This is a genomic window from Agrobacterium larrymoorei, assembly GCF_037722385.1.
Taxonomy (GTDB): Bacteria; Pseudomonadota; Alphaproteobacteria; order Rhizobiales; family Rhizobiaceae; genus Agrobacterium; species Agrobacterium larrymoorei_C.
The window spans coordinates 204,967-224,809 of the sequence record NZ_JBBKAQ010000016.1; the positions used below are offsets into that span (position 1 = coordinate 204,967).

The window sequence follows — 19,843 nt, forward strand, 5'->3', positions numbered from 1 at the left end:
ACAATGCGAAGGCAGAGGCGTTCAAAACCTGTCCCGTAATGCATACCACGTCAGCGCCAGGAACAAGAGCGGCGACCTCAGCGACGCCCCGCCTGGGAACGACGGCACGTCAAGTGCGGCAAACTGGTCGAGTGCCTTATCCTTATTCACAACCATATCCGCAAAAAGCTTGCCACAGTAGTTGGAGAGCATGACGCCGTGGCCGGAATATCCGCCGATGGACAGCACGTTCGGCATGACTTCGCGCACGAAAGGCTGGCGTGTCAGCGTAATGCCGACAGACCCGCCCCAGGCATGGGTCATCTCGACATTGGCAAGAGCTGGATAAATCGCTGCTATCTGCTTGCGGATGTGTTTGGAAATGTCGCGCGGCGAGTCAGCCGTATAGGCTTCGCGCCCGCCGAACAACAGGCGGTTGTCGAGCGTCTTGCGAAAGTAGCGCACGACAAAGCGCGAATCCGCCACCGCTTCCTTCTCTGGAATTATGGATGGAAATGCATCGAGCGGCGCCGTTGCCCCGATGAAGGAGCGGATCGGCATCACATGCGCTGCCGTCACCGGTTCCAGATTGCCGATATAGGCGTTGGTCGCGATCAGCACGCGGCCAGCTGTGATCGTGCCGGCGGGTGTCTCGATCAGCGTCTTGCCGCCGGACTGGCGAATAGACTTGGCCGGTGTCATTTCGAAGACATCGGCGCCCGCCGCTTTCGCCACTCTCGCCAGACCGACCAGCAGTTTCAGGGGGTGGATATGGCCGGTGCCGGTGTCGCGCACGCCGCAGTGATAATGCGACGATCCCAGACGATCAGCGGTTTCGTCCTTCTCCATGAAGGAGATTTGCTCATAGCCATAGCGACCCACCATTGCCTCGACGCTGTCGCGATAGCTCTTTTCGTAAGCACGCTTGTGCGAGACGTTCAACTGGCCGGGCTGAAATTCCATGTCGATCTGGTTTTCGCGGGCAAAGTCCAGCACATAGTGCTTGGCATTTTCCGCAAGATCGAACAGCGCTTTGGAGCGCTCGAAGCCGATCTTTTCTTCAAGCTCATCCGGCCAGGCGCGCTGGCCGGTACCAAACTGTCCGCCATTGCGTCCCGACGCGCCATCGCCAAACCGATGCGCTTCGATGAGAGTCACGGAAATGCCCGCTCGCGCTAGATTGTAGGCCGCCTGAAGGCCTGTGAAGCCGCCGCCGATGATGGCGACATCTGAAGTTCGCGAGCCATCCATCGCGGGATAGTCGGGCCTTTCGGCAACGGTATCCTGATACCATGAAACGCCCGGCGCTATCGGGCTTTGCCATGCCATATCGCTCACCTCAAACGTTCAGCAGCAGGAACTCGCGCTCCCATGGGCTGATGACCTGCATGAAGGTCTCGAACTCACCGCGTTTCAAACCGGCATAAAGACCAACGAATTCGTTGCCGAAGATGCGCTCGAACTGCTGCTCCTGCTCGAGCAAAGCAACTGCTTCGAGAAGGCCACGTGGAAGCTCGATGGAGCCTTCGTTCGCCGTCTCATAGGTCGGCTCTGTCGGTTCGATATTGTTCATGATGCCGAGCCAGCCGCAGCCGAGCGACGCGGCGAGCGCGAGATACGGATTGGCGTCCGAACTCGGCAGGCGGTTTTCCACGCGCCGCGCCTGCGGGCCGGAGATCGGCACGCGAAACGCGGTGGTGCGGTTGTCGTAACCCCAGGCGTTGTTGACCGGGCAGGCCATGTCCGGCGTCAGCCGACGATAGGAGTTGACGTAAGGGGCCAGCATCACCAGCGCGTTCGGCACATAGCGCTGCATGCCGCCCACGAAGGAGAAGAACTCTTTCGACGGGCTGCCATCCTTGTTGGAAAACACGTTCTGCCCGGTCTCGATATCGATAACGGACTGGTGGATGTGCATTGCCGAACCCGGCTGGGCCTGCATCGGCTTTGCCATGAAGGTTGCGTAGATGCCGTGTTTCAGCGCAGCTTCGCGAATGGTGCGCTTGAAGAGAAACACCTGATCGGCAAGCTCGACCGGATCGCCATGGCGCAAGTTGATTTCCAGCTGTGCCGGACCCTCTTCATGGATGAGGGTATCGATCTCAAGTCCCTGCTTTTCCGAGAAGTGGTAGATGTCGTCGATCAACTCGTCGAACTCGTTGATGCCGGCAATCGAATAGCTCTGTCCACCGACGATGGAGCGACCCGAACGCCCCTTCGGCGGATGCAGCGGATAATCCGGATCGTCGTTCATCGCCACGAGATAGAACTCGATTTCTGGCGCCACAACAGGCTTCCAGCCCTTTTCCTGGTAGAGCGAGAGCACGTTCTTCAAGACGTTGCGCGGCGTGTAGGAGACCAGGTTCCCTTCGGCATCCACCACATCGCAAATGACCTGCGCGGTCGGATCACTCTCCCACGGTACGACGGAGAGGGTGGAGAGATCGGGCACCAGCTTCAGATCGCTGTCGCGCGGCTCGTAACGGAAATTCGCAGTCTCCTCCGGATAATCGCCGGAAATCGTATGGCGATAGAGGGCAGAGGGCAGCGCCAGCGAGGTGTCGCCGGTAAATTTTGCCGTCGGCATCATCTTGCCGCGCGGTACGCCTGCCAGATCGGGGGTGATGCATTCAATATCTTCGATCCCGCGTGCCTTCAGCCATTGAGCCGCCTCGCGCCAGGAGGAGACGCCGCGGGTAGAGGAGAGTTCAACGGGTGGTTTCTTCGCCATGGTTGCCGGTTTTTTCGGGCGGAGCATGGTTTTCTTGGGGGGCATAAATCACCGGGGTCTGTTTCGACTGGGGCCATAATAGTCAGACTTTGACAATTGGCGAGAGGGGAATGCGCATTGACAAGCAGCCTGACTTCGAAAAGAGGAAGTGCAACAAGGATAAGGAAAATCCATGACGGAAAAATGTGACGTGCTGATTTTGGGGGCAGGCGCCGCAGGCATGATGTGCGCCATCCGCGCCGGTCAGCGCGGCCGCTCCGTCATCATCCTCGATCACGCAAAGGCACCGGGCGAGAAGATCCGCATCTCGGGCGGGGGGCGTTGCAACTTCACCAACATCCACGCCGGGCCGAAGAACTATCTGTCGCAGAACCCGCATTTCGCCAAATCGGCGCTCGCCCGCTACACGCCGCGCGATTTTCTCAATCTGGTGGAGAAGCACAAGATCGCCTGGCATGAGAAGACGCTTGGCCAACTTTTCTGCGACGACAGCGCCAAAGACATCATTCGTATGTTGCTGACGGAGATGCAGGCGGCGGGTGCCAAGCTGCGGCTACAAACGGAAATTGCGTCGGTCGAAGGAATGGCGGCGGGCGGCTTTCGCGTGTCGACGTCGCAAGGGTTAATCGAAACGAAGAGCCTCGTGGTCGCCACCGGCGGCAAGTCTATCCCGAAGATGGGCTCCACCGGTTTCGCATATAAAATCGCTGAGCAGTTTGGCCTCTCTATGATCGAGCCACGCCCTGGTCTCGTGCCATTGACGCTCGATCCGTTGCAGTTGGAGCGGCTGTCCGCGCTTTCGGGCGTCGCAGTTTCAGCGGACGTCTCGCATGGCAAAACGACATTTCGCGAAGCGCTACTTTTTACCCATCGCGGCTTGAGCGGTCCTTCCATTTTGCAGGTCTCGTCCTACTGGCGCGAAGGTGACGCGATTCGTCTGAAGCTTGAGCCGGATCAGGATATTGCCGAAAAGCTGAAAGCCGCAAGGAAGGCCAATGGGCGTCAGTCCGCCCAGACGGCGCTAGGCGAGATTTTGCCAAAGCGGCTTGCGCAGTATCTCGTAGAACAATCGGGCCTGACCAGCCATCTCGCTGATGTGTCGGATAAAGCGCTAAGCGCCCTCGCTGCAAGCGCGCAGGATTGGCAGATCAGACCATCCGGTTCGGAGGGATATCGTACAGCCGAAGTGACGCTCGGCGGCGTCGATACCACGTATCTGGACTCCAAAACCATGCAGGCAAAGTTAGTGCCGGGGCTCTATTTCATAGGTGAAGGTGTCGACGTCACAGGCTGGCTTGGCGGCTACAATTTCCAGTGGGCGTGGGCATCCGGCTATGCGGCTGGAGAATCCGTCTGAGAGGCATCAACCTTTAACATCTTGTTAAGAGGCCCGAGTCATGCTGACCTCTATGCCAGCACAACGCGAGTTGGAACATGAGGTCTCGCTGGACGCCGGAACCCGGCATTGAACGGTCAAGTTTTTCGTTGGAAGCCGCTCATGATGATGTCCAGAAACCGCGCCCGCGCTGTCGCCATTGCCCGCACCCGCAATGACAACCTCCTCACCGTTTTTCGCTTGAGCATGATTGCAGCTGGCGCTGTGGCTACTCTTCTGGCGCTCCTATTCTGACAAGCTCGTAGCTTGTAGAACGAGGTAAAGCCGGACGATTTCCGCCCGGCTTTATGTTGATCAGGCCGCCGCCTTATTCTGCGCAACGATAACGGGGATCAGCAGATCGCCCCAGTTCCCGTCGCCGCCGTGGTGGCGGGCGGAGCGGACGAGTTCGACCGAGATGCCCGCTTCGACCGCATTCATGACCGCCTGATTGAGGCGGTGGAGATCATTTGCCAGCATGCGGATGGCAGCCTGCTGGTCCTGCGTCATGGCAGAGGACTGTTCTTCTGCCCGTTCTCTAACTCTCGAAATCGAAGCCATTGTCTTTCCTCCTTAAGAAGCATGTCGCGCAAACGTGCTAAACGGTTTTTCGGATAGTGACATGCGTTAAAACAAGAACCTGAAGCGTTTCACACTTCAGAGGATCATTCTGCGGCCGGGCGGAACTGGTCGTGCTCGGTCGATTCTTTCATTGCGGTGGTGGATGAGGTGCCGCCGGAAATTGCGACGGAGACTGCATCGAAATAGCCGGTGCCGACTTCACGCTGGTGCTTGGTTGCGGTGTAGCCGTTGATTTCGGCTGCGAATTCGGCCTCCTGAAGCTCCGAATAGGCTGCCATCTGGCGGTCCTTGTAGCCGCGCGCCAGTTCGAACATGCCGAAATTCAGCTGGTGGAAACCGGCAAGCGTGATGAACTGGAACTTGTAGCCCATCGCTCCCAGTTCGCGCTGGAACTTGGCAATCGTTGCATCGTCGAGGTTCTTCTTCCAGTTGAATGACGGCGAGCAATTATAAGCAAGCTTCTTGCCGGGATGAACCTTGTGGACACCTTCTGCAAACCTGCGGGCCTGTTCCAGATCCGGCTTTGATGTTTCGCACCAGATCAGGTCGCAATAGGGGGCATAGGCATTCGCGCGGGCAATGCAGGGCTCCAGCCCGTTCTTCACCTGATAGAAGCCTTCAACCGTGCGCCCGGCATCGTAGTCAACGAAGGGACGATCCCGCTCGTCGATATCGGATGTGAGAAGCTTCGCCGCCTCCGCGTCGGTTCTGGCGATAACCAGCGTCGGAACCCCCATGACGTCTGCCGCGAGACGCGCTGCCGTCAGGTTGCGAATGTGCGCAGCTGTCGGGATCAGAACCTTGCCGCCGAGATGACCGCACTTCTTCTCCGACGCCAGCTGGTCTTCATAGTGAACGCCGGCCGCACCTGCCTCGATGAAGGCCTTCATGATCTCAAAGGCATTGAGCGGCCCCCCAAAGCCAGCTTCGGCATCGGCAACGATTGGCGCAAACCATGTGTCGACCGAAAGACCTTTGCCTTCTGCGGTTTCGATCTGGTCGGCACGCTGAAGTGTGCGGTTGATGCGCTTGGCAAGTTCGGGCGCGGCATTGGCCGGATAGAGCGACTGATCCGGATACATGGCCGACGCCGTATTCGCATCGGCTGCAACCTGCCAACCCGAAAGATAGATGGCCTTCAGCCCGGCGCGGACCATCTGCATGGCCTGATTGCCGGAAAGCGCGCCGAGTGCATTGACGAAGCTCTCTTCGTTGATCAGTTGCCACAGGCGATTGGCGCCCATTTCGGCCAGCGAATAACGGATGTCGACCGAGCCGCGCAGCTTCAATACGTCTTCTGCCGTATAGGTGCGCTCGATGCCATCGAAGCGGCCTTTTGGGGCATTCGGAACAAGCTTGTAAAAATCAGTCACATCTCTCTCCCATATCTATGTGCTGTCACTTCGCGCTGCGTTCAGAACTGGATCAGAAGCAGCGGTCTGATGTGACTGAATTTACATTTCTTGATTTTCGATGGCTAGTTGAAAAGGAAAAACAGTGACTTGAAACGGGTTATGCTGTATCGTCTTTGACAGAACATGTTTGTAAAAATGTAAATTTTGTAAATTGAACCGACGCTTCTGTTGTGTGAGCTTTTGTCAAAAGGAGTGGTGATGGCGGAAACGAAGATTTTTGCGGGACCGCGTGTGCGCCGGGTGCGCAATGGCTTGGGCCTGACGCAGACAGCCATGGCGGAGGCGCTCTCCATTTCGCCCTCTTATCTCAACCTCATCGAGCGCAATCAGCGGCCCTTGACGGTGCAACTGCTGCTGAAGCTTGCTTCCGTCTACAAGCTTGATCTCGACGATTTGCAGGGTGAGAGCGGTGGTACGGCAAGCCAGCTGCGCGAAGTCTTCGCCGATCCGCTGCTTGCCGGAGAGATTCCCTCACCCCAGGAACTTGTCGAGGTAGCGGAAGCAGCACCGAACGCTGCGATCGGCGTTATTAAACTCTATCGGGCCTATAGCGAACAGGCCAAGCGGCTGAGCGACCTCTCCGACCTTCTGGCACGTGAGGGACATCAGACGACACTGTCAGCCGCGCGCCTGCCGATCGATGAGGTCCGGCAGGTGTTTGAAAGCAGACCTGCTCATTTTACTCTTCTGGATAGCGCGGCGGAGAGCTTCCACGCCGCACTTGGCGTCAGCGATGATCTGGCATCTGCGTTGAAGTCCTGGTTGCAGAAGAACCACGGCATCATCGTCCGCAGTCTGCCGGTGCATGCAATGCCAAATTTACGCCGTCGCTATGATCGGCATTCCATGCGCCTGTTTCTCTCCGATCGCTTGTCGATGCATGATCAGCTTCGTGAATTGGCGATGGAAGTCTCACTTCTGGCGCTGACGGCAGAAATCTCGGAAGAACTGGAGGCGCTTTCGCTTTCGAACGAAGAGGCAAAACGGATCGCTCGTTTCGAACTTGCCCGCTACGCCGCCCACGCCTTGATGATGCCCTACGCAGCCTATCTGGCTGCGGCGCAGCGGGCGCGCTACGATATCGATGTGCTGCGCGCGCGCTTCAATGTTTCGTTCGAGCAGGCTTCCAACCGGCTTGTGTCATTGGCAAAGCCGGGATCGTCGGCAATCCCCTTCTTCATGATGGAAACAGACAGTGCCGGAAACCGCTTCCGCAAGGCCGGAGCGCAGGGCTTTCCGCAGGCGAAGTTTGGTGGTCTCTGTCCAAGGCTCAATATCCACGCGGCATTTGCCCAGCCTGGACAGGTACTGGTTGAGAGCGCCCAGATGCCGGATGGCGCTTCCTACGTCACCGTCGCCCGCACTCTTGAAGGGCCGCAGGCCGGTTTCGGCGAACGGGTGCGCCGCACCGCGCTGATGATTGTAACCGAGACGACGCATGCCAAGGATCTGGTCTATGGGGACGCGCTGACAGCTTCGAGCAATGCCGTCGGAATCGGACCATCCTGTCGGCTATGCGAACGGCAAGGCTGCCTGTCGCGGGCAGAGGCGCCACTGACGCGTCCGCTTGGTCTCGACGAAATGGTGACAGGCCTCAGTGTCTTCGATTTTCAATAACTTGACGATGAGATCCTGGCGCCGCTGGGCTTTTGCGCAGGTCTTTGGTCAGTCCGCCAAATTGTCATCTGCCTGAAATTTTCGCACTGCACATTTCTGCTTGCCGAGGCAGCTTTTCCTTTTTAGTCTCACCACAAACAAAGGGGTTTGCGCAGTTTCTCGTCATGCGCCACATCAGGAGAAATCATGAGTTACCGATCGCTTCGTTTCACCCTGGCTTTTGCCACGGCCGTTCTCTCTGCCGGCGCTGCCTTTGCCCAGGAAAAGGTCGTTCACGTCTATAACTGGTCGGACTATATCGATCCGTCGATCCTCGAGGACTTCACCAAGGAGACCGGCATCAAGGTCGTCTACGACGTTTACGATGGCAACGAGGTGCTTGAAACGAAGCTGCTTGCAGGTAATTCCGGCTATGACGTTGTGGCACCAACGTCGCCCTTCCTCGCACGCCAGATCAAGGCGGGCGTGTATCAAAAGCTCGACAAATCCAAGCTTCCGAACCTGAAGAACATGTGGCCGGAAATTACCACGCGTCTGGCGCAGTACGACCCCGGCAACGAATACGCCGTCAACTACATGTGGGGCACGACCGGTATCGGCTATAATGTCGCGAAGGTGAAGGCCGCATTGGGCGACGTGAAGATCGATAGCTGGGACGTTCTGTTCAAGCCGGAAAACGCAAAGAAGCTTCAGTCCTGCGGCATCAATATTCTCGATGCATCCGACGAGACCTTTGCAATCGCCATGAACTATCTGGGCAAAAACCCGGATAGCAAAGAGACTGCCGATCTCGAGGCCGGCGGCGATGTCTACAAGGCGATCCGCCCCTATGTGAAGACGTTCAACTCATCCGCCTATATCGATGAGCTCGCCAATGGCGATAGCTGCATCACTATCGGCTGGTCCGGCGACATCTTGCAGGCCAAGACCCGTGCAGAGGAAGCCAAGAACGGCGTCGAGGTCAACTACGTGATCCCGAAGGAAGGCACCTATATCTGGATGGACTCCTTTGCCATTCCAGCGGACGCCAAGAATGTCGATGCCGCACACACCTTCATCAATTACATGATGAAGCCGGAAGTGGCCGCAAAAGCCTCCGATTTCGTTCAATACGCCAATGGCAATCTGGCCTCTCAGGCGCTGATGAACCCGGCGGTTGCGAAGAACCCTTCCGTTTATCCAGACGAGGCGACGATGAAGAAGCTCTTCACCATCTCGCCCTATGGGCCGCGTGAACAGCGCGTTCTGAACCGCGTCTGGACCCAGATAAAAACCGGAAGCTGATCCGGTTTTGGACAGAAGGGGCAGGCGGTGAAAGCCTGCCCCTTTCACGTTGCGCCCTTTTCGCGAAACAACACAGAGCAGGTCATGGCGAAATCACTCGGCCCGGTAAAACGCAAATTCTCTCCCTGGACAGACCCTTCCTCGGTACCCTTCATCCGGTTCGAAAACGTGACCAAGCGCTTCGGTGATTTCACCGCCGTCGACAATCTGACGCTGGATATTTACGAGCGTGAATTCTTCTCGCTGCTTGGACCCTCCGGTTGCGGCAAGACCACGTTGATGCGCATGCTGGCTGGTTTTGAAGAACCAACATCGGGCCGTATTCTGCTGCAGGGCAAGGACATCTCCGACGTGCCGCCCTACAAGCGGCCGACCAACATGATGTTCCAGTCCTATGCATTGTTCCCCCACATGTCGGTGGAAAAGAACATTGCCTTCGGTCTGGAGCAGGATGGCCTGCCGAAAGCCGAGATCGCGATCCGCGTCGAAGAAATGCTACGTCTCGTCAAGCTCACCGAGTTCGCCAAGCGCAAGCCGAGCCAGCTTTCCGGCGGCCAGCGCCAACGTGTGGCGCTTGCCCGTTCGCTTGCAAAGCGCCCCAAGGTTTTGCTGCTGGACGAGCCGCTTGGCGCGCTGGACAAGAAGCTGCGCGAAGAAACCCAGTTCGAAATCATGGATTTGCAGCAGACGCTCGGCCTCACCTTCCTGATCGTGACCCACGACCAGGAAGAGGCCATGACCGTCTCGGACCGCATCGCGGTGATGGACAAGGGCATCGTTGTACAGGTGGCGACGCCCGCCGAAATTTACGAGGCGCCGAACAGCCGCTACGTCGCGGACTTCATCGGTGACATCAATATTTTCGAGGCGAAGGTCGAGAGCAAAACGTCCGTGGACGGCAAAGCTGCACAGGTTGTGCTCGACTGCGAGGGGCTGAAGGTGACGGTGGAGCAGGAATGCCAGGCCGCCGTCGGAAGCCAGGTGGCCTTTGCCGTGCGACCCGAGAAGGTCCGCATCTCGCTTGATCCACCTGCCGAAGGAACGATGAATGTTGCCCATGGCGAGGTTTGGGATATCGGCTATCTCGGCGACTTTTCCATCTTCATCGTCAAGCTGGATGACGGACGTATTATGCGTGCCGCTCAGGCGAACGTCTCGCGGCTCGTCGATCGCCCCATTACCTTCGACGATAAGGTGTGGCTGACGTGGAAAGCCGATTCCGGCCTGGTTCTCACCCGATAGGAGAGTGAAGATGGCGATCCCTTCTCCTGAAAGCCGCCGGAGCCCGCTGCAATGGCTGGTGGTGGCCGTTCCTTATTTTTGGCTGCTCTTGTTCTTCGCGGCACCCTTCTTCATCATCGTCAAAATATCGCTCTCAGACACCGCGATCGCCATGCCGCCTTATGTGCCGGTGTTCGAGGGCTTCAGCCGGATCGGCGAGTTCTTCTCGCAGCTTGATTTCGACAATTACCTGTTCCTCACCGAAGACCCGCTTTACATCGAGGCCTATCTCTCCTCGCTGCGAATTGCCTTCATCTCCACAGTGCTGCTTCTCCTGGTCGGATACCCGATGGCGCTTGCCATGGCGCGGGCACCAAATCACATCCGCCCAACCTTGGTGATGCTCGTCATCCTTCCATTCTGGACGTCCTTCTTGATCCGCGTCTATGCCTGGATCGGGATTCTCAAGCCCGAGGGGCTGCTTACAGTTCTATTCCAGTCGCTTGGCATTCTGGGGCCGGATGAGCAGGTCAACATCTTTCGCACCGAGATCTCCGTTTTCATCGGCATCGTCTATTCCTATCTGCCTTTCATGGTGCTGCCGCTCTATTCGGCGCTGGAGAAGCTGGACAATACTTTACTGGAAGCGGCCGCCGATCTTGGCTGCCCGCCGTGGAAAGCCTTCTGGAAGATCACCTTCCCCCTGTCGCTGCCGGGCGTCATTGCAGGCTCGATGATCTGCTTCATCCCCATCACCGGCGAGTTCGTCATTCCCGATCTTCTCGGCGGCGCTCAGACGCTGATGATCGGCAAGACGCTCTGGACAGAGTTCTTCGGCAATCGCGACTGGCCGCTTGCCTCGGCTGTTGCCGTGCTGCTCTTGCTGTTGCTGGTGGTGCCGATCGCCATCTTCCAGAACCAGCAGAAAAAGGTGGGGTGAGCCATGAAGCGCGGCAAGTTCGACACGACCATCCTCACCATCTGCTTTGCATTTCTCTACATCCCGATCCTGATCTTGGTGATCTACTCCTTCAACGCCTCCAAGCTGGTGACCGTCTGGGGTGGTTTTTCGCTGCACTGGTATCAATCCATGTGGTCGAACGAAGGGCTGATGGATGCGGCGTGGATCACCGTGCGCGTTGCAGTGCTGAGCGCCACGATCGGTACGATCCTCGGAACACTCGCAGCACTCTCTCTGACGCGCTTTGCCCGCTTTCCCGGTCGCATGCTGTTTTCCGGCATGATCTATGCGCCGCTCGTCATGCCTGAAGTCATCACCGGTCTGTCGCTGTTGCTTCTCTTCGTCTCCATCGGCGTCGATCGCGGCTTCTGGACGGTCGTCATTGCCCACACGACCTTTACCATGTGCTATGTGGCGATCGTCGTGCAATCCAGGCTTTTGACGTTCGATCGCAGTCTGGAAGAGGCAGCGCTTGATCTCGGTTGCCCGCCGGTTAAGACCTTCTTCCGCATCACCCTGCCTCTGATCATGCCGGCAGTCGTCGCCGGCTGGATGCTGGCGTTTTCGTTGTCGCTGGACGATCTGGTGATTGCAAGCTTCACCACGGGACCGGGCGCCACGACACTGCCGATCAAGATCTATTCGCAGGTGCGGCTCGGCGTCACGCCGGAAATCAACGCCATCTGCACCATCCTGATTGCGCTGGTGACGATCGGGGTGATTTGCGCCTCGATTACCTCCAAGCGGACGGAACTTCAGCGCATGCGCGATGAGCACGCGGCCGCCAAAGGCTGACAACTTGGGGGCAGGAGGAGGCCACCATGACTGCAAACAACCCGCTTTGGACACCTTCTTCTGAGCGTGTGGCCCAATCGCCGATGACCCAGTTCATCGATTGGTGCGCCAGCCACTTTGGCGAGACGTTTGCAGACTACGATGCCTTCCACAGTTGGTCGGTCGATGCACGAGAAGATTTCTGGAGTGCCGTCTGGTCCTATTGCGGCGTGATCGGGGAGCCCGGGAAACGCGTGCTCACCGACCGCGACGACATGCTGAACGCGCGTTTCTTTCCGGATGCAAAGCTGAACTTTGCCGAAAACCTGCTGAGCGGCGCTGGATCGGATGATGCGATCATTTTTCGCGGTGAAGACAAGGTGGAGGAACGCTGGTCCTGGGATCGGCTGCGTGACGAAGTTTCGCGCTTACAGCAAGCCTTCGCCGAAAAAGGCATAGAGCCCGGCGACGGCGTCGCCGCGATGATGCCGAACATGCCGCACACCGTTGCGCTGATGCTGGCCGCCACATCGCTCGGCGCCGTCTGGTCCTCATGCTCTCCCGATTTTGGCGAGCAAGGCGTCTTGGATCGTTTCGGGCAGATCGGACCGAAACTCTTCATCGCCTGCGATGGCTATTGGTACAATGGCAAGCGACAAGAGGTGGCGGATAAGGCCAAGGCGGTTGCCAAAAAACTCGGCGTTCCGCTGCTGTTGGTTCCCTATGCGGGAATAACGAGAGCCGACCAGGAGAGTGACCCCGGCATCGTTCACTACGATGATGTCATCCAGCCGTTTCAGGCGAAGCCATTGCATTATGTTCGCCAGCCATTCAGCCACCCGCTCTACATCCTCTTCTCCTCCGGCACCACGGGCGTCCCCAAATGCATTGTCCATTCGGCTGGCGGAACGCTGCTGCAGCATCTGAAAGAACATCGTCTTCACTGCGAGTTGAGAGAGGGCGAGCGCTTCTTCTACTTCACCACCTGCGGCTGGATGATGTGGAACTGGCTGGTGACCGGCCTTGCTTCGGGCGCGACGCTTTGCCTTTATGACGGTTCGCCATTCGCGCCCGATGGCAATGTGTTGTTCGATTATGCCGCGAAAGAAGGCTTTGCGGTCTTCGGCACATCGGCCAAATATATCGATGCGGTGCGCAAGGCCGGTCTGGAGCCTGGCGAGACGCATGATCTTTCGGCGCTGAGGCTTGTCACCTCCACCGGATCACCGCTCTCGCCCGAAGGCTTCTCCTTCGTCTATGACGGTATCAAAAGCGATGTCCAGCTTGCCTCGATCTCGGGCGGGACCGATATCGTTTCCTGCTTCGTGCTCGGCAATCCGGTAAAGCCGGTCTGGAAAGGCGAGATCCAGGGGCCGGGCCTTGGTCTTGCGGTAGATGTCTGGGATGACGAAGGCCGGCCGGTGCGCGGCAAAAAAGGCGAGCTCGTCTGCAGCGCCCCCTTTCCCTGCCAGCCCATCATGTTCTGGAACGATCCGGATGGTGAAAAATATCGCGCCGCCTATTTCGGTCGCTTCGACAATATCTGGTGCCATGGCGATTTTGCTGAATGGACACCCCATGGCGGGCTTATCATCCATGGGCGCTCTGATGCGACCTTGAACCCCGGCGGCGTGCGCATCGGCACGGCGGAGATCTACAATCAGGTCGAGACGATCGACGAAGTGTTGGAAGCACTGTGCATCGGACAGGATTGGGATGGCGACGTGCGTGTCGTGCTGTTCGTTCGGCTGAAGGACGGTATTAGCCTGGATGATGCGCTGATCGCACGCATCAAGAACCGTATCAGAACAGGCGCATCGCCCCGGCATGTGCCGGCAAAGGTCATCGCCATTGCCGATATCCCGCGCACGAAATCCGGCAAGATCGTTGAACTCGCGGTGCGCGATGTCGTCCATGGGCGGCCGGTCAAGAACAAGGAAGCCCTCGCCAATCCGGAAGCTCTGACCCTTTTCGAAGGCGTCCCGGAGCTCAAGAACTGACAGCCGCCGAGACAGAAAGATCGTTGAATTTGATGCGGGATTCACCTTCGCGTGATGCATGATAGGAATTGTCGCCCGTCAAAGGTGGGGCGCAGTTTTAACCTTCTCTTAAAGTGAATTGTCCAAACATGAATGTAACGCGGGTCCATTCAATGACGGGATGGAGAGCCGTTGGCTCCAAAAAGACATGATGTATTTTCGATCCTACTCTCGTTGAAAGCACAAACTTAGTGGCAGCGTCAGCTGCCTCTTTTTTTATGCGTCATTATCCAGGGAGTCAGAAACGAGAATGACCGGCACCAGCCCGGCCGCAATAATGACGAGCGCTGGAAGCGCCGCATCTTGCACGCGTGATCGTGACGCACTCTCATAGACCATCGTCGACAGCGTATTGAAGTTGAAGGGCCGCAGCATGATATTGGCCGGAAGCTCCTTCAGCGATTCGATGAAGACCAGCAGCGAGGCCGTAATCGCGGCGGGCCGGATGTTGGGCAACAATACGCTGACAAGCGTCTGAAGCCTGGTCCGGCCAAGCGTGCGCGATGCCATGTCGAGATGCGGCGACAGCTTTTGAAACCCGGCATCGACCGTACCTTCCGCAAGCGTCATGAAGCGCACGCTGTGTGCATAGATGATCGCAAAGGCGGTTCCGGACAACAGAAGTCCCGTGGAAACGCCAAGTCGAGTGCGCATCACCCCGTCCACAGCATTGTCGAGACCGGCAAGTGGAAGCAACACGCCGATCGCGAGCACGGTGCCTGGAATGCCGTAACCAAGCGAGCCGACGCGGACCGCAAAGCGCGTTGGCCAAGAGGGGCGTTCTCTTTGCGCATAGGCGAGGAGAAAACCGCCAAGCAAGGTGATGAGCGCCACCGGAAGAGACACCTCCAGGCTGTGCAGCAGCGCCTTGAAGAGTTTTAGATCGGCGATCCCATTCAGCCGTTTGACGGCGTAGCTGCCAAGCACGAGAACGGGAATTGCAAAGCCGGAGAGAAATGGCAGGGCGCAGAAGAGCATCGCAACCCACCCGCGCGTTGGCGAAAGTGTTACTCGCGTGGATCGCTGATGCATTGCCGTTGCTTTTCCGGCAGCAAAACGTTGTCGTCTGCGGGCTCTTCGCTCAATCACGATCAGAGCCGCGACGATGAGGACGAGGCAGGCGGCGATTTGTGTCGCGCCCGCCAGATTGCCGCGGTTGAGCCACGTCTCGTATATCGTGAAGGTCAACGTATGAACGCCAAGATACTCGACCGCGCCGATATCGTTCAGCGTCTCCATCATCACCAATGCAAGGCCAATGATGATCGCGGGGCGCGCCATCGGCAGTTGGACAGTCAGGAACAGGCGTAGAGGTCCGACACCGAGTGTCCGTGCCGCATCCGCCGCGAACCGCCCCTGCAAGCCGAAAGCTGCACGGGTCGATAGATAGACGTAAGGATAAAGAACCGAACCCAGAACCAGCACGGCTCCACCGAGCGAGCGGATGTCGGGAAAGCAGTAGTCGCGAATGGTCTGGTATCCGAAGAGCGTGCGTAAAGCGCTCTGCACCGGGCCGGCGAAATCGAGAAACTCGCCAAAGGCATAGGCTGCGAGATAGGACGGGATCGCCAGCGGCAACACCAGCGCGAAGGACAAAAACCGCCGGAAGGGAAAATCGAACATGCTCACGAGCCAAGCTGTCGTGACGCCGATGATGGCGCTAAAGGTGCCCGTCATGACGAGCAGAAGCAGTGTCTGCGTGCCGGACCGTGGCAGCACATTGACGAGGAGGTGCTGCCAGCCGTTCGTACCACCGGTCAAAGCAATGATGAAGATGGCGATCAGCGGCATCGCGACCAGCGCAGACAGAAGAATGGCCGTTATTGTCAACGGGCTAGCGAGCGATCCTGCTTGCATCGATACGGCAGTTGGGTGTTCGGCTGGCTGCAAGGCGATAATCCTTCCGTGACGAGCAAGGTGCCGCCACGGATTGTGCTAATACCTCAGCACCTCAGTTCGCAAGCACCCGCTGCGATGGAAAGCTGATTTCCACCAGCGTTCCTTCATTCGGCGTGGAGGTGATGGAGAAATTGGCGCGGTTGGCATCCACCATCGCCTTGGTCAAAGGCAACCCCAGACCCGTCCCGTCACCACGCACACGGCTACTGGAAGCCGAGACCTGGCGGAATGGCTTCATCGCGTGCTCCAGCTCCGAACGCGTCATGCCGATGCCGGTATCGCGCACCCTTAGCACGACGCTGCCATTCGCCTCATAGGCTGTCGACACGACGATCTGGCCGCCTGAAGGCGTAAACTTGATGGCGTTGGACAGGATGTTGAGCAGAATCTGCTTGATCGAGCGCAGATCCGCAACGACGGCAGGAACCGATTGCGAGAGCGCCGTGCGGATAATGACCCGCTGGTTGTTCGCCTGCGGTTGCACCAGCGACACCGCTTCCGCGATGGTCTCGTTCAGCACCACCGCTTTGAAATCCACATCCATCTGACCGGCTTCGATCTTGGAGATATCCAAAAGATCGTTGACGATATCAAGGACATGTCGCCCGGAGCGGACAATGTCGTTGGAATACTCGATATAACGAGGATGACCGATCGGTCCGAAGCGCTCGGTCGCCATCATATCGGCGAAGCCGATGATGGCATTCAGGGGCGTGCGGATTTCGTGACTGACGCGGGCGAGGAAGTCGGTCTTGTGCGCGTTGGCAGTTTCGGCAGCGCGCTTGGCGTTGCGCAAATCTTCCTCGGTCCGCTTCCACTGGGTGATATCGCGAATGACAGCACAGTAGCCATTGGTGGATTTCAGCCGGCCGATCGTCATGAACAGCGGCAGGAAACCGCCAGAGGCTTCACGACCAATCACCTCGCGACCATCATTGAGGACGCTCGCCACCCCATTATTGGCAAGGCCCGAAAGATAATCCAGCACGGCGCGCTGACTCTCATGCGCAAACAGCGTCACGAAAGGCTTGTTGGCAATTTCGGCATTGTCGTAGTTGAAGAGCGCGCTTGCCGATCGGTTGAGCGAACGGATATTGCCGTCCTCGCCCACCAGAACCACGCCATCGGTCGCCGTCTCCAGGATGGAGTGCAACTCCTCGATCTCGCCCCTCATTCGGGCCGCATCCTCTGCGGCTTCGTTGGTCGGCTCTGCGCCGGCCGCATCATCCGCTTGAACCGGCGCAGCGTCCCGCGTCGTTTCCGTCGGGATCAGCGACAGCATCAGGGCGCTGGCATCCTCCCAACGAACCGATTGCAGCTTGGCGCGCACGGGAATGAGTTCGTTTTCGGCGCTGACCGCCACCATGCCGCCACTGCGCTCGGAAACATTCTCCAGTTCCTCGCGTTGCAGCAGCGCATCCAGACCGCCAAGCGCTGCCAGCTCGTCGAGATCCGTATAGCCGGTCAGGCGCAGAAACTCAGGGTTCGCGTGGATCAGAAGATCGCCGCTGTGGATGAGAAGCGCCACCGGCATCTGGTCGACAGTCTCGGGCATCAATCCAGTCGAAAGGCGGCTCGAAGCAGCGAGAGTGAACTCCTCATCGTCGATGTCGCGATCGGCGTCCTCTTTTTGCGTAACAGATTCGTCGTCAGTAGCGTCGTTGCGCTGACCCTGATCCTCTTGCTCATCATGGCCGCTTTCCATGCGGTTGCCGATGGGCGGATGCGTGAAGGCAACAGGCTCGTCACCCCGTGTGTAGGCGTGGAAAGCGTCGTCATCGCTTTGTGCTGCTGGATGCGGAGCATCGACAATCTCCGGAAGGGCAACCGGTTCTTCGGCTTCGACTTTCACATCGTCTGTCTGTACTGCAGCCGTCAAAGCGTCTTCGGCTTCAGCCTCGAGAGAGACCTCGTCTGCAGCATCGTCCGCTGGCGCGGGTTCAGAAACAACCGGCGCCGCGTCCTGATCTTCGACCGGCTTCAGCTTTCGGCCGATTTCGCGAAACGCTGCCTGTTCGTTGGCCGTCAGGCCATCGCGACGATTACGGTGTTCATCGATATGGACGACCTTGTCGGAATAGGATTGAACCGGCTCTTCAGCAATTTTGAGCACCGGGACCTCGTGTTCCGGCGGCTGGTGAAAACGCTGTGGCTGCGATTCTTCGGACGCGGAATCCGGGTCGAGCTCATCTGCAGTGGCCGCCTTTGCCTCGTCCTGGTTCCCAACGGAAGACGCAACGGCTTCTTCGACTCCAGCCGGTATAGTCTCGGCGACAGCATCGGGTTCTACCGTTGCCGCATCATCCTGTGGAGCCTCGGCAATCGCTGGCTGATCGTCGGGATGGGGTTCACCAGCGAGCGCGAGACCGGCGGCGTGAGGGTCTTCCACCGCATCAGCGATCCGCACAATGCCGAAGCCGCGGAAGCCGTCGAAGTCGCGTGCACGTGTATAGGTGGGAAGGGCGGCGAGATCGATCGGTACAGCTAGAGACGTGCCCTCGACTGGCCAGTAGATTGTCTTACCAGACCAGGTGTCACGGCGCTTCAAGAGTTCGGCAATCTTGCCTTCCGGATCGAGATTGAAGAGAGCAGCCAGATCGGAAAAGCTCATGCCTTCGACGGCTGCCGCCTTCGGCCCGACAGCTTCTGCAAACTCATGGGAAATGGAGCTGAAGCATCCCGCAGCGTCGATCTTCCAGACGAAGCGGCTTGCCCGGCCATTCGGATTGAACACAAAACGCGACGGGGGTGATGGTTCGCCGGCGGCCTCGGACGTATCAGTCTTCATAGCCTCGGGCTCGGCCGCCTCGGGGACACGCGCTTCCTGTCCCTCGGACGTATTGTCTTTCAGGCTCTTTACGTCGTCGGTGTCAGGGGCCAGATGACTATCGCTGGCGTCTTCATCCAGGACCGTTGCCGGCTTTTCTTCTTCTGCTTTTACCAAAAGAGAATTGTCCGAATGCGATACCGGCTGGACTGTTTCAAGCTCTTCGTCGGTGTCCTGCTTATAGGCTAGGAAAACAGACTGGTCCTCATTCGAGATGGCTTCTGCAATGGCGTGCTCGTCCGCCTCTTGCTGCTCATCATCCGTTTCTTCGATCTGGGCAACAGCATTAAGAACGCTTTCGAACGCCAGTTGCTCAGACGGCGAATGTTCCGGTGCTGCCTCTGCTTTTTCGTCGATAGGCGTAACCTTCGCTTCAGGCCGCTCCTCGATGAAATCGGAAGACGGATCAAGTCTTCCGAGTGCGGTCTCAACCACGAAGACGAGATTGAGGACTGGTTCCTGCGTCAGCTGCGCGGTCGCAGCAGGCAGATAGCCCTTGCCGGTCGGGACAGGGCGCTTCACCAGTTTGCTACCATGACGCGCTGCCATCGATATCAATGTTTTGGCGGTCGGCGGTGCGATGGCAAGATCGGCGAATTTTTCAGAGGCGGCAATGATCGCGCCGCTTTCGTCCATAACTGCCATGTGGATATCGGGATCGTCGAAACCCTCGATCATCCGCCGGCCGCGCTCTTCCAACGACAGGTCAGACTGATCCAGCATCGCGGAAAACAGCAGCACCGGCTGTTGCCGCTCGACTTCGATCACTTCAAGGGCGGCAGAAACCGCAACGCTGCGAAAGCCAGCCAGAACGCGGATCGTGAATTGTTGCCGGTCGCCGATATTGTGCATGCGGCTCGCCGCGCCCGCGACTTGACGGAAGGTCACATCCTGCACTTTTGGCCCATGCTCAATGAAGTCGTAGATCATCGCCGTGCCGAAAAGAGCAGCACCCCGTCCATTTGCCCAGAGCGCGCTTTTAAGGTCCATCGAGAACAGCGCAAGCGCTTCGCCCTTGGCGAATTTATCCCTAACGCGCTCATGCACGGCTATGTCGATAAACGGGTATTGAACGGCGGGCATGTCGAAACCTACTTTGGCACTACGTGACCTTCGCTGCCGCACGGCCTCCTCATGAG

General features: G+C 58.1%; 14 protein-coding genes. 8 read left to right on the top strand and 6 right to left on the bottom strand.

Going from position 1 to position 19,843, the window contains the following annotated elements:
• Positions 1 to 21: 21 nt before the first annotated feature.
• Complete coding sequence (locus tag WKI41_RS15185; RefSeq protein ID WP_340194327.1) at positions 22 to 1,308, bottom strand: NAD(P)/FAD-dependent oxidoreductase; 1,287 nt, start codon at positions 1,306 to 1,308, stop codon at positions 22 to 24.
• A gap of 10 nt (positions 1,309 to 1,318) precedes the next feature.
• Positions 1,319 to 2,755, bottom strand: a complete 1,437-nt coding sequence (locus WKI41_RS15190) for a glutamine synthetase family protein (protein ID WP_340194328.1) — start codon at positions 2,753 to 2,755, stop codon at positions 1,319 to 1,321.
• Between the two features lie 127 nt (positions 2,756 to 2,882).
• On the opposite strand from WKI41_RS15190, the gene WKI41_RS15195 reads away from it, so the two are divergent.
• Positions 2,883 to 4,067 carry an aminoacetone oxidase family FAD-binding enzyme gene (locus WKI41_RS15195; RefSeq protein WP_340194329.1) on the top strand — a complete coding sequence of 395 codons (1,185 nt, stop codon included), beginning with the start codon at positions 2,883 to 2,885 and terminating at the stop codon, positions 4,065 to 4,067.
• Positions 4,068 to 4,208: 141 nt separating this feature from the next.
• A complete protein-coding gene (locus WKI41_RS15200) occupies positions 4,209 to 4,340 on the top strand; it encodes a hypothetical protein (protein ID WP_340194330.1) in 132 nt (43 codons plus the stop codon).
• 60 nt (positions 4,341 to 4,400) lie between these two features.
• Here WKI41_RS15200 and WKI41_RS15205 read toward each other — a convergent pair whose 3' ends face one another.
• Complete coding sequence (locus tag WKI41_RS15205; protein ID WP_296015665.1) at positions 4,401 to 4,646, bottom strand: hypothetical protein; 246 nt, start codon at positions 4,644 to 4,646, stop codon at positions 4,401 to 4,403.
• Positions 4,647 to 4,750: 104 nt separating this feature from the next.
• Entirely contained in the window at positions 4,751 to 6,040 is a 1,290-nt protein-coding gene (gene aceA, locus WKI41_RS15210) for an isocitrate lyase (RefSeq protein ID WP_340194331.1), read from the bottom strand.
• Positions 6,041 to 6,280: 240 nt separating this feature from the next.
• Here aceA and WKI41_RS15215 point away from each other — a divergent pair, with 240 nt between their 5' ends.
• From WKI41_RS15215 to WKI41_RS15240, 6 genes are all read left to right on the top strand, one after another.
• Positions 6,281 to 7,699: a helix-turn-helix domain-containing protein gene (locus WKI41_RS15215; protein ID WP_340194332.1), complete on the top strand. Its 1,419-nt coding sequence runs from the start codon at positions 6,281 to 6,283 to the stop codon at positions 7,697 to 7,699.
• Positions 7,700 to 7,885: 186 nt separating this feature from the next.
• Positions 7,886 to 8,983, top strand: coding sequence for a polyamine ABC transporter substrate-binding protein (locus tag WKI41_RS15220; protein ID WP_340194333.1), 1,098 nt, complete (start codon positions 7,886 to 7,888; stop codon positions 8,981 to 8,983).
• An 84-nt stretch (positions 8,984 to 9,067) separates the two neighbouring features.
• Positions 9,068 to 10,225: an ABC transporter ATP-binding protein gene (locus tag WKI41_RS15225; protein ID WP_340194334.1), complete on the top strand. Its 1,158-nt coding sequence runs from the start codon at positions 9,068 to 9,070 to the stop codon at positions 10,223 to 10,225.
• 10 nt (positions 10,226 to 10,235) lie between these two features.
• Positions 10,236 to 11,144, top strand: a complete 909-nt coding sequence (locus WKI41_RS15230) for an ABC transporter permease subunit (RefSeq protein WP_340194335.1) — start codon at positions 10,236 to 10,238, stop codon at positions 11,142 to 11,144.
• A gap of 3 nt (positions 11,145 to 11,147) precedes the next feature.
• A complete protein-coding gene (locus tag WKI41_RS15235; RefSeq protein WP_340194336.1) occupies positions 11,148 to 11,960 on the top strand; it encodes an ABC transporter permease in 813 nt (270 codons plus the stop codon).
• Positions 11,961 to 11,986: 26 nt separating this feature from the next.
• Positions 11,987 to 13,939, top strand: a complete 1,953-nt coding sequence (locus tag WKI41_RS15240; RefSeq protein WP_340194337.1) for an acetoacetate--CoA ligase — start codon at positions 11,987 to 11,989, stop codon at positions 13,937 to 13,939.
• A 255-nt stretch (positions 13,940 to 14,194) separates the two neighbouring features.
• Here the strand turns inward: WKI41_RS15240 and WKI41_RS15245 are convergent, their stop codons facing one another.
• Together WKI41_RS15245 and WKI41_RS15250 are read right to left on the bottom strand one after the other, a co-directional pair.
• Entirely contained in the window at positions 14,195 to 15,835 is a 1,641-nt protein-coding gene (locus tag WKI41_RS15245) for an ABC transporter permease (protein ID WP_340194459.1), read from the bottom strand.
• Between the two features lie 94 nt (positions 15,836 to 15,929).
• Positions 15,930 to 19,787, bottom strand: coding sequence for an ATP-binding protein (locus WKI41_RS15250; RefSeq protein ID WP_340194338.1), 3,858 nt, complete (start codon positions 19,785 to 19,787; stop codon positions 15,930 to 15,932).
• Between the last annotated feature and the right edge of the window lie 56 nt (positions 19,788 to 19,843).

Bases quoted from the DNA above. Each gene is read 5' to 3' on its own strand.
- WKI41_RS15240 (WP_340194337.1), top strand. From the start codon at position 11,987: ATGACTGCAAACAACCCGCTTTGGACACCTTCTTCTGAGCGTGTGGCC.
- WKI41_RS15190 (WP_340194328.1), bottom strand. From the start codon at position 2,755: ATGCCCCCCAAGAAAACCATGCTCCGCCCGAAAAAACCGGCAACCATG.
- WKI41_RS15220 (WP_340194333.1), top strand. From the start codon at position 7,886: ATGAGTTACCGATCGCTTCGTTTCACCCTGGCTTTTGCCACGGCCGTT.
- WKI41_RS15215 (WP_340194332.1), top strand. From the start codon at position 6,281: ATGGCGGAAACGAAGATTTTTGCGGGACCGCGTGTGCGCCGGGTGCGC.
- WKI41_RS15205 (WP_296015665.1), bottom strand. From the start codon at position 4,646: ATGGCTTCGATTTCGAGAGTTAGAGAACGGGCAGAAGAACAGTCCTCT.
- WKI41_RS15245 (WP_340194459.1), bottom strand. From the start codon at position 15,835: ATGCAAGCAGGATCGCTCGCTAGCCCGTTGACAATAACGGCCATTCTT.
- WKI41_RS15195 (WP_340194329.1), top strand. From the start codon at position 2,883: ATGACGGAAAAATGTGACGTGCTGATTTTGGGGGCAGGCGCCGCAGGC.
- WKI41_RS15250 (WP_340194338.1), bottom strand. From the start codon at position 19,787: ATGCCCGCCGTTCAATACCCGTTTATCGACATAGCCGTGCATGAGCGC.
- WKI41_RS15225 (WP_340194334.1), top strand. From the start codon at position 9,068: ATGGCGAAATCACTCGGCCCGGTAAAACGCAAATTCTCTCCCTGGACA.
- WKI41_RS15200 (WP_340194330.1), top strand. From the start codon at position 4,209: ATGATGATGTCCAGAAACCGCGCCCGCGCTGTCGCCATTGCCCGCACC.
- WKI41_RS15235 (WP_340194336.1), top strand. From the start codon at position 11,148: ATGAAGCGCGGCAAGTTCGACACGACCATCCTCACCATCTGCTTTGCA.
- WKI41_RS15185 (WP_340194327.1), bottom strand. From the start codon at position 1,308: ATGGCATGGCAAAGCCCGATAGCGCCGGGCGTTTCATGGTATCAGGAT.
- WKI41_RS15230 (WP_340194335.1), top strand. From the start codon at position 10,236: ATGGCGATCCCTTCTCCTGAAAGCCGCCGGAGCCCGCTGCAATGGCTG.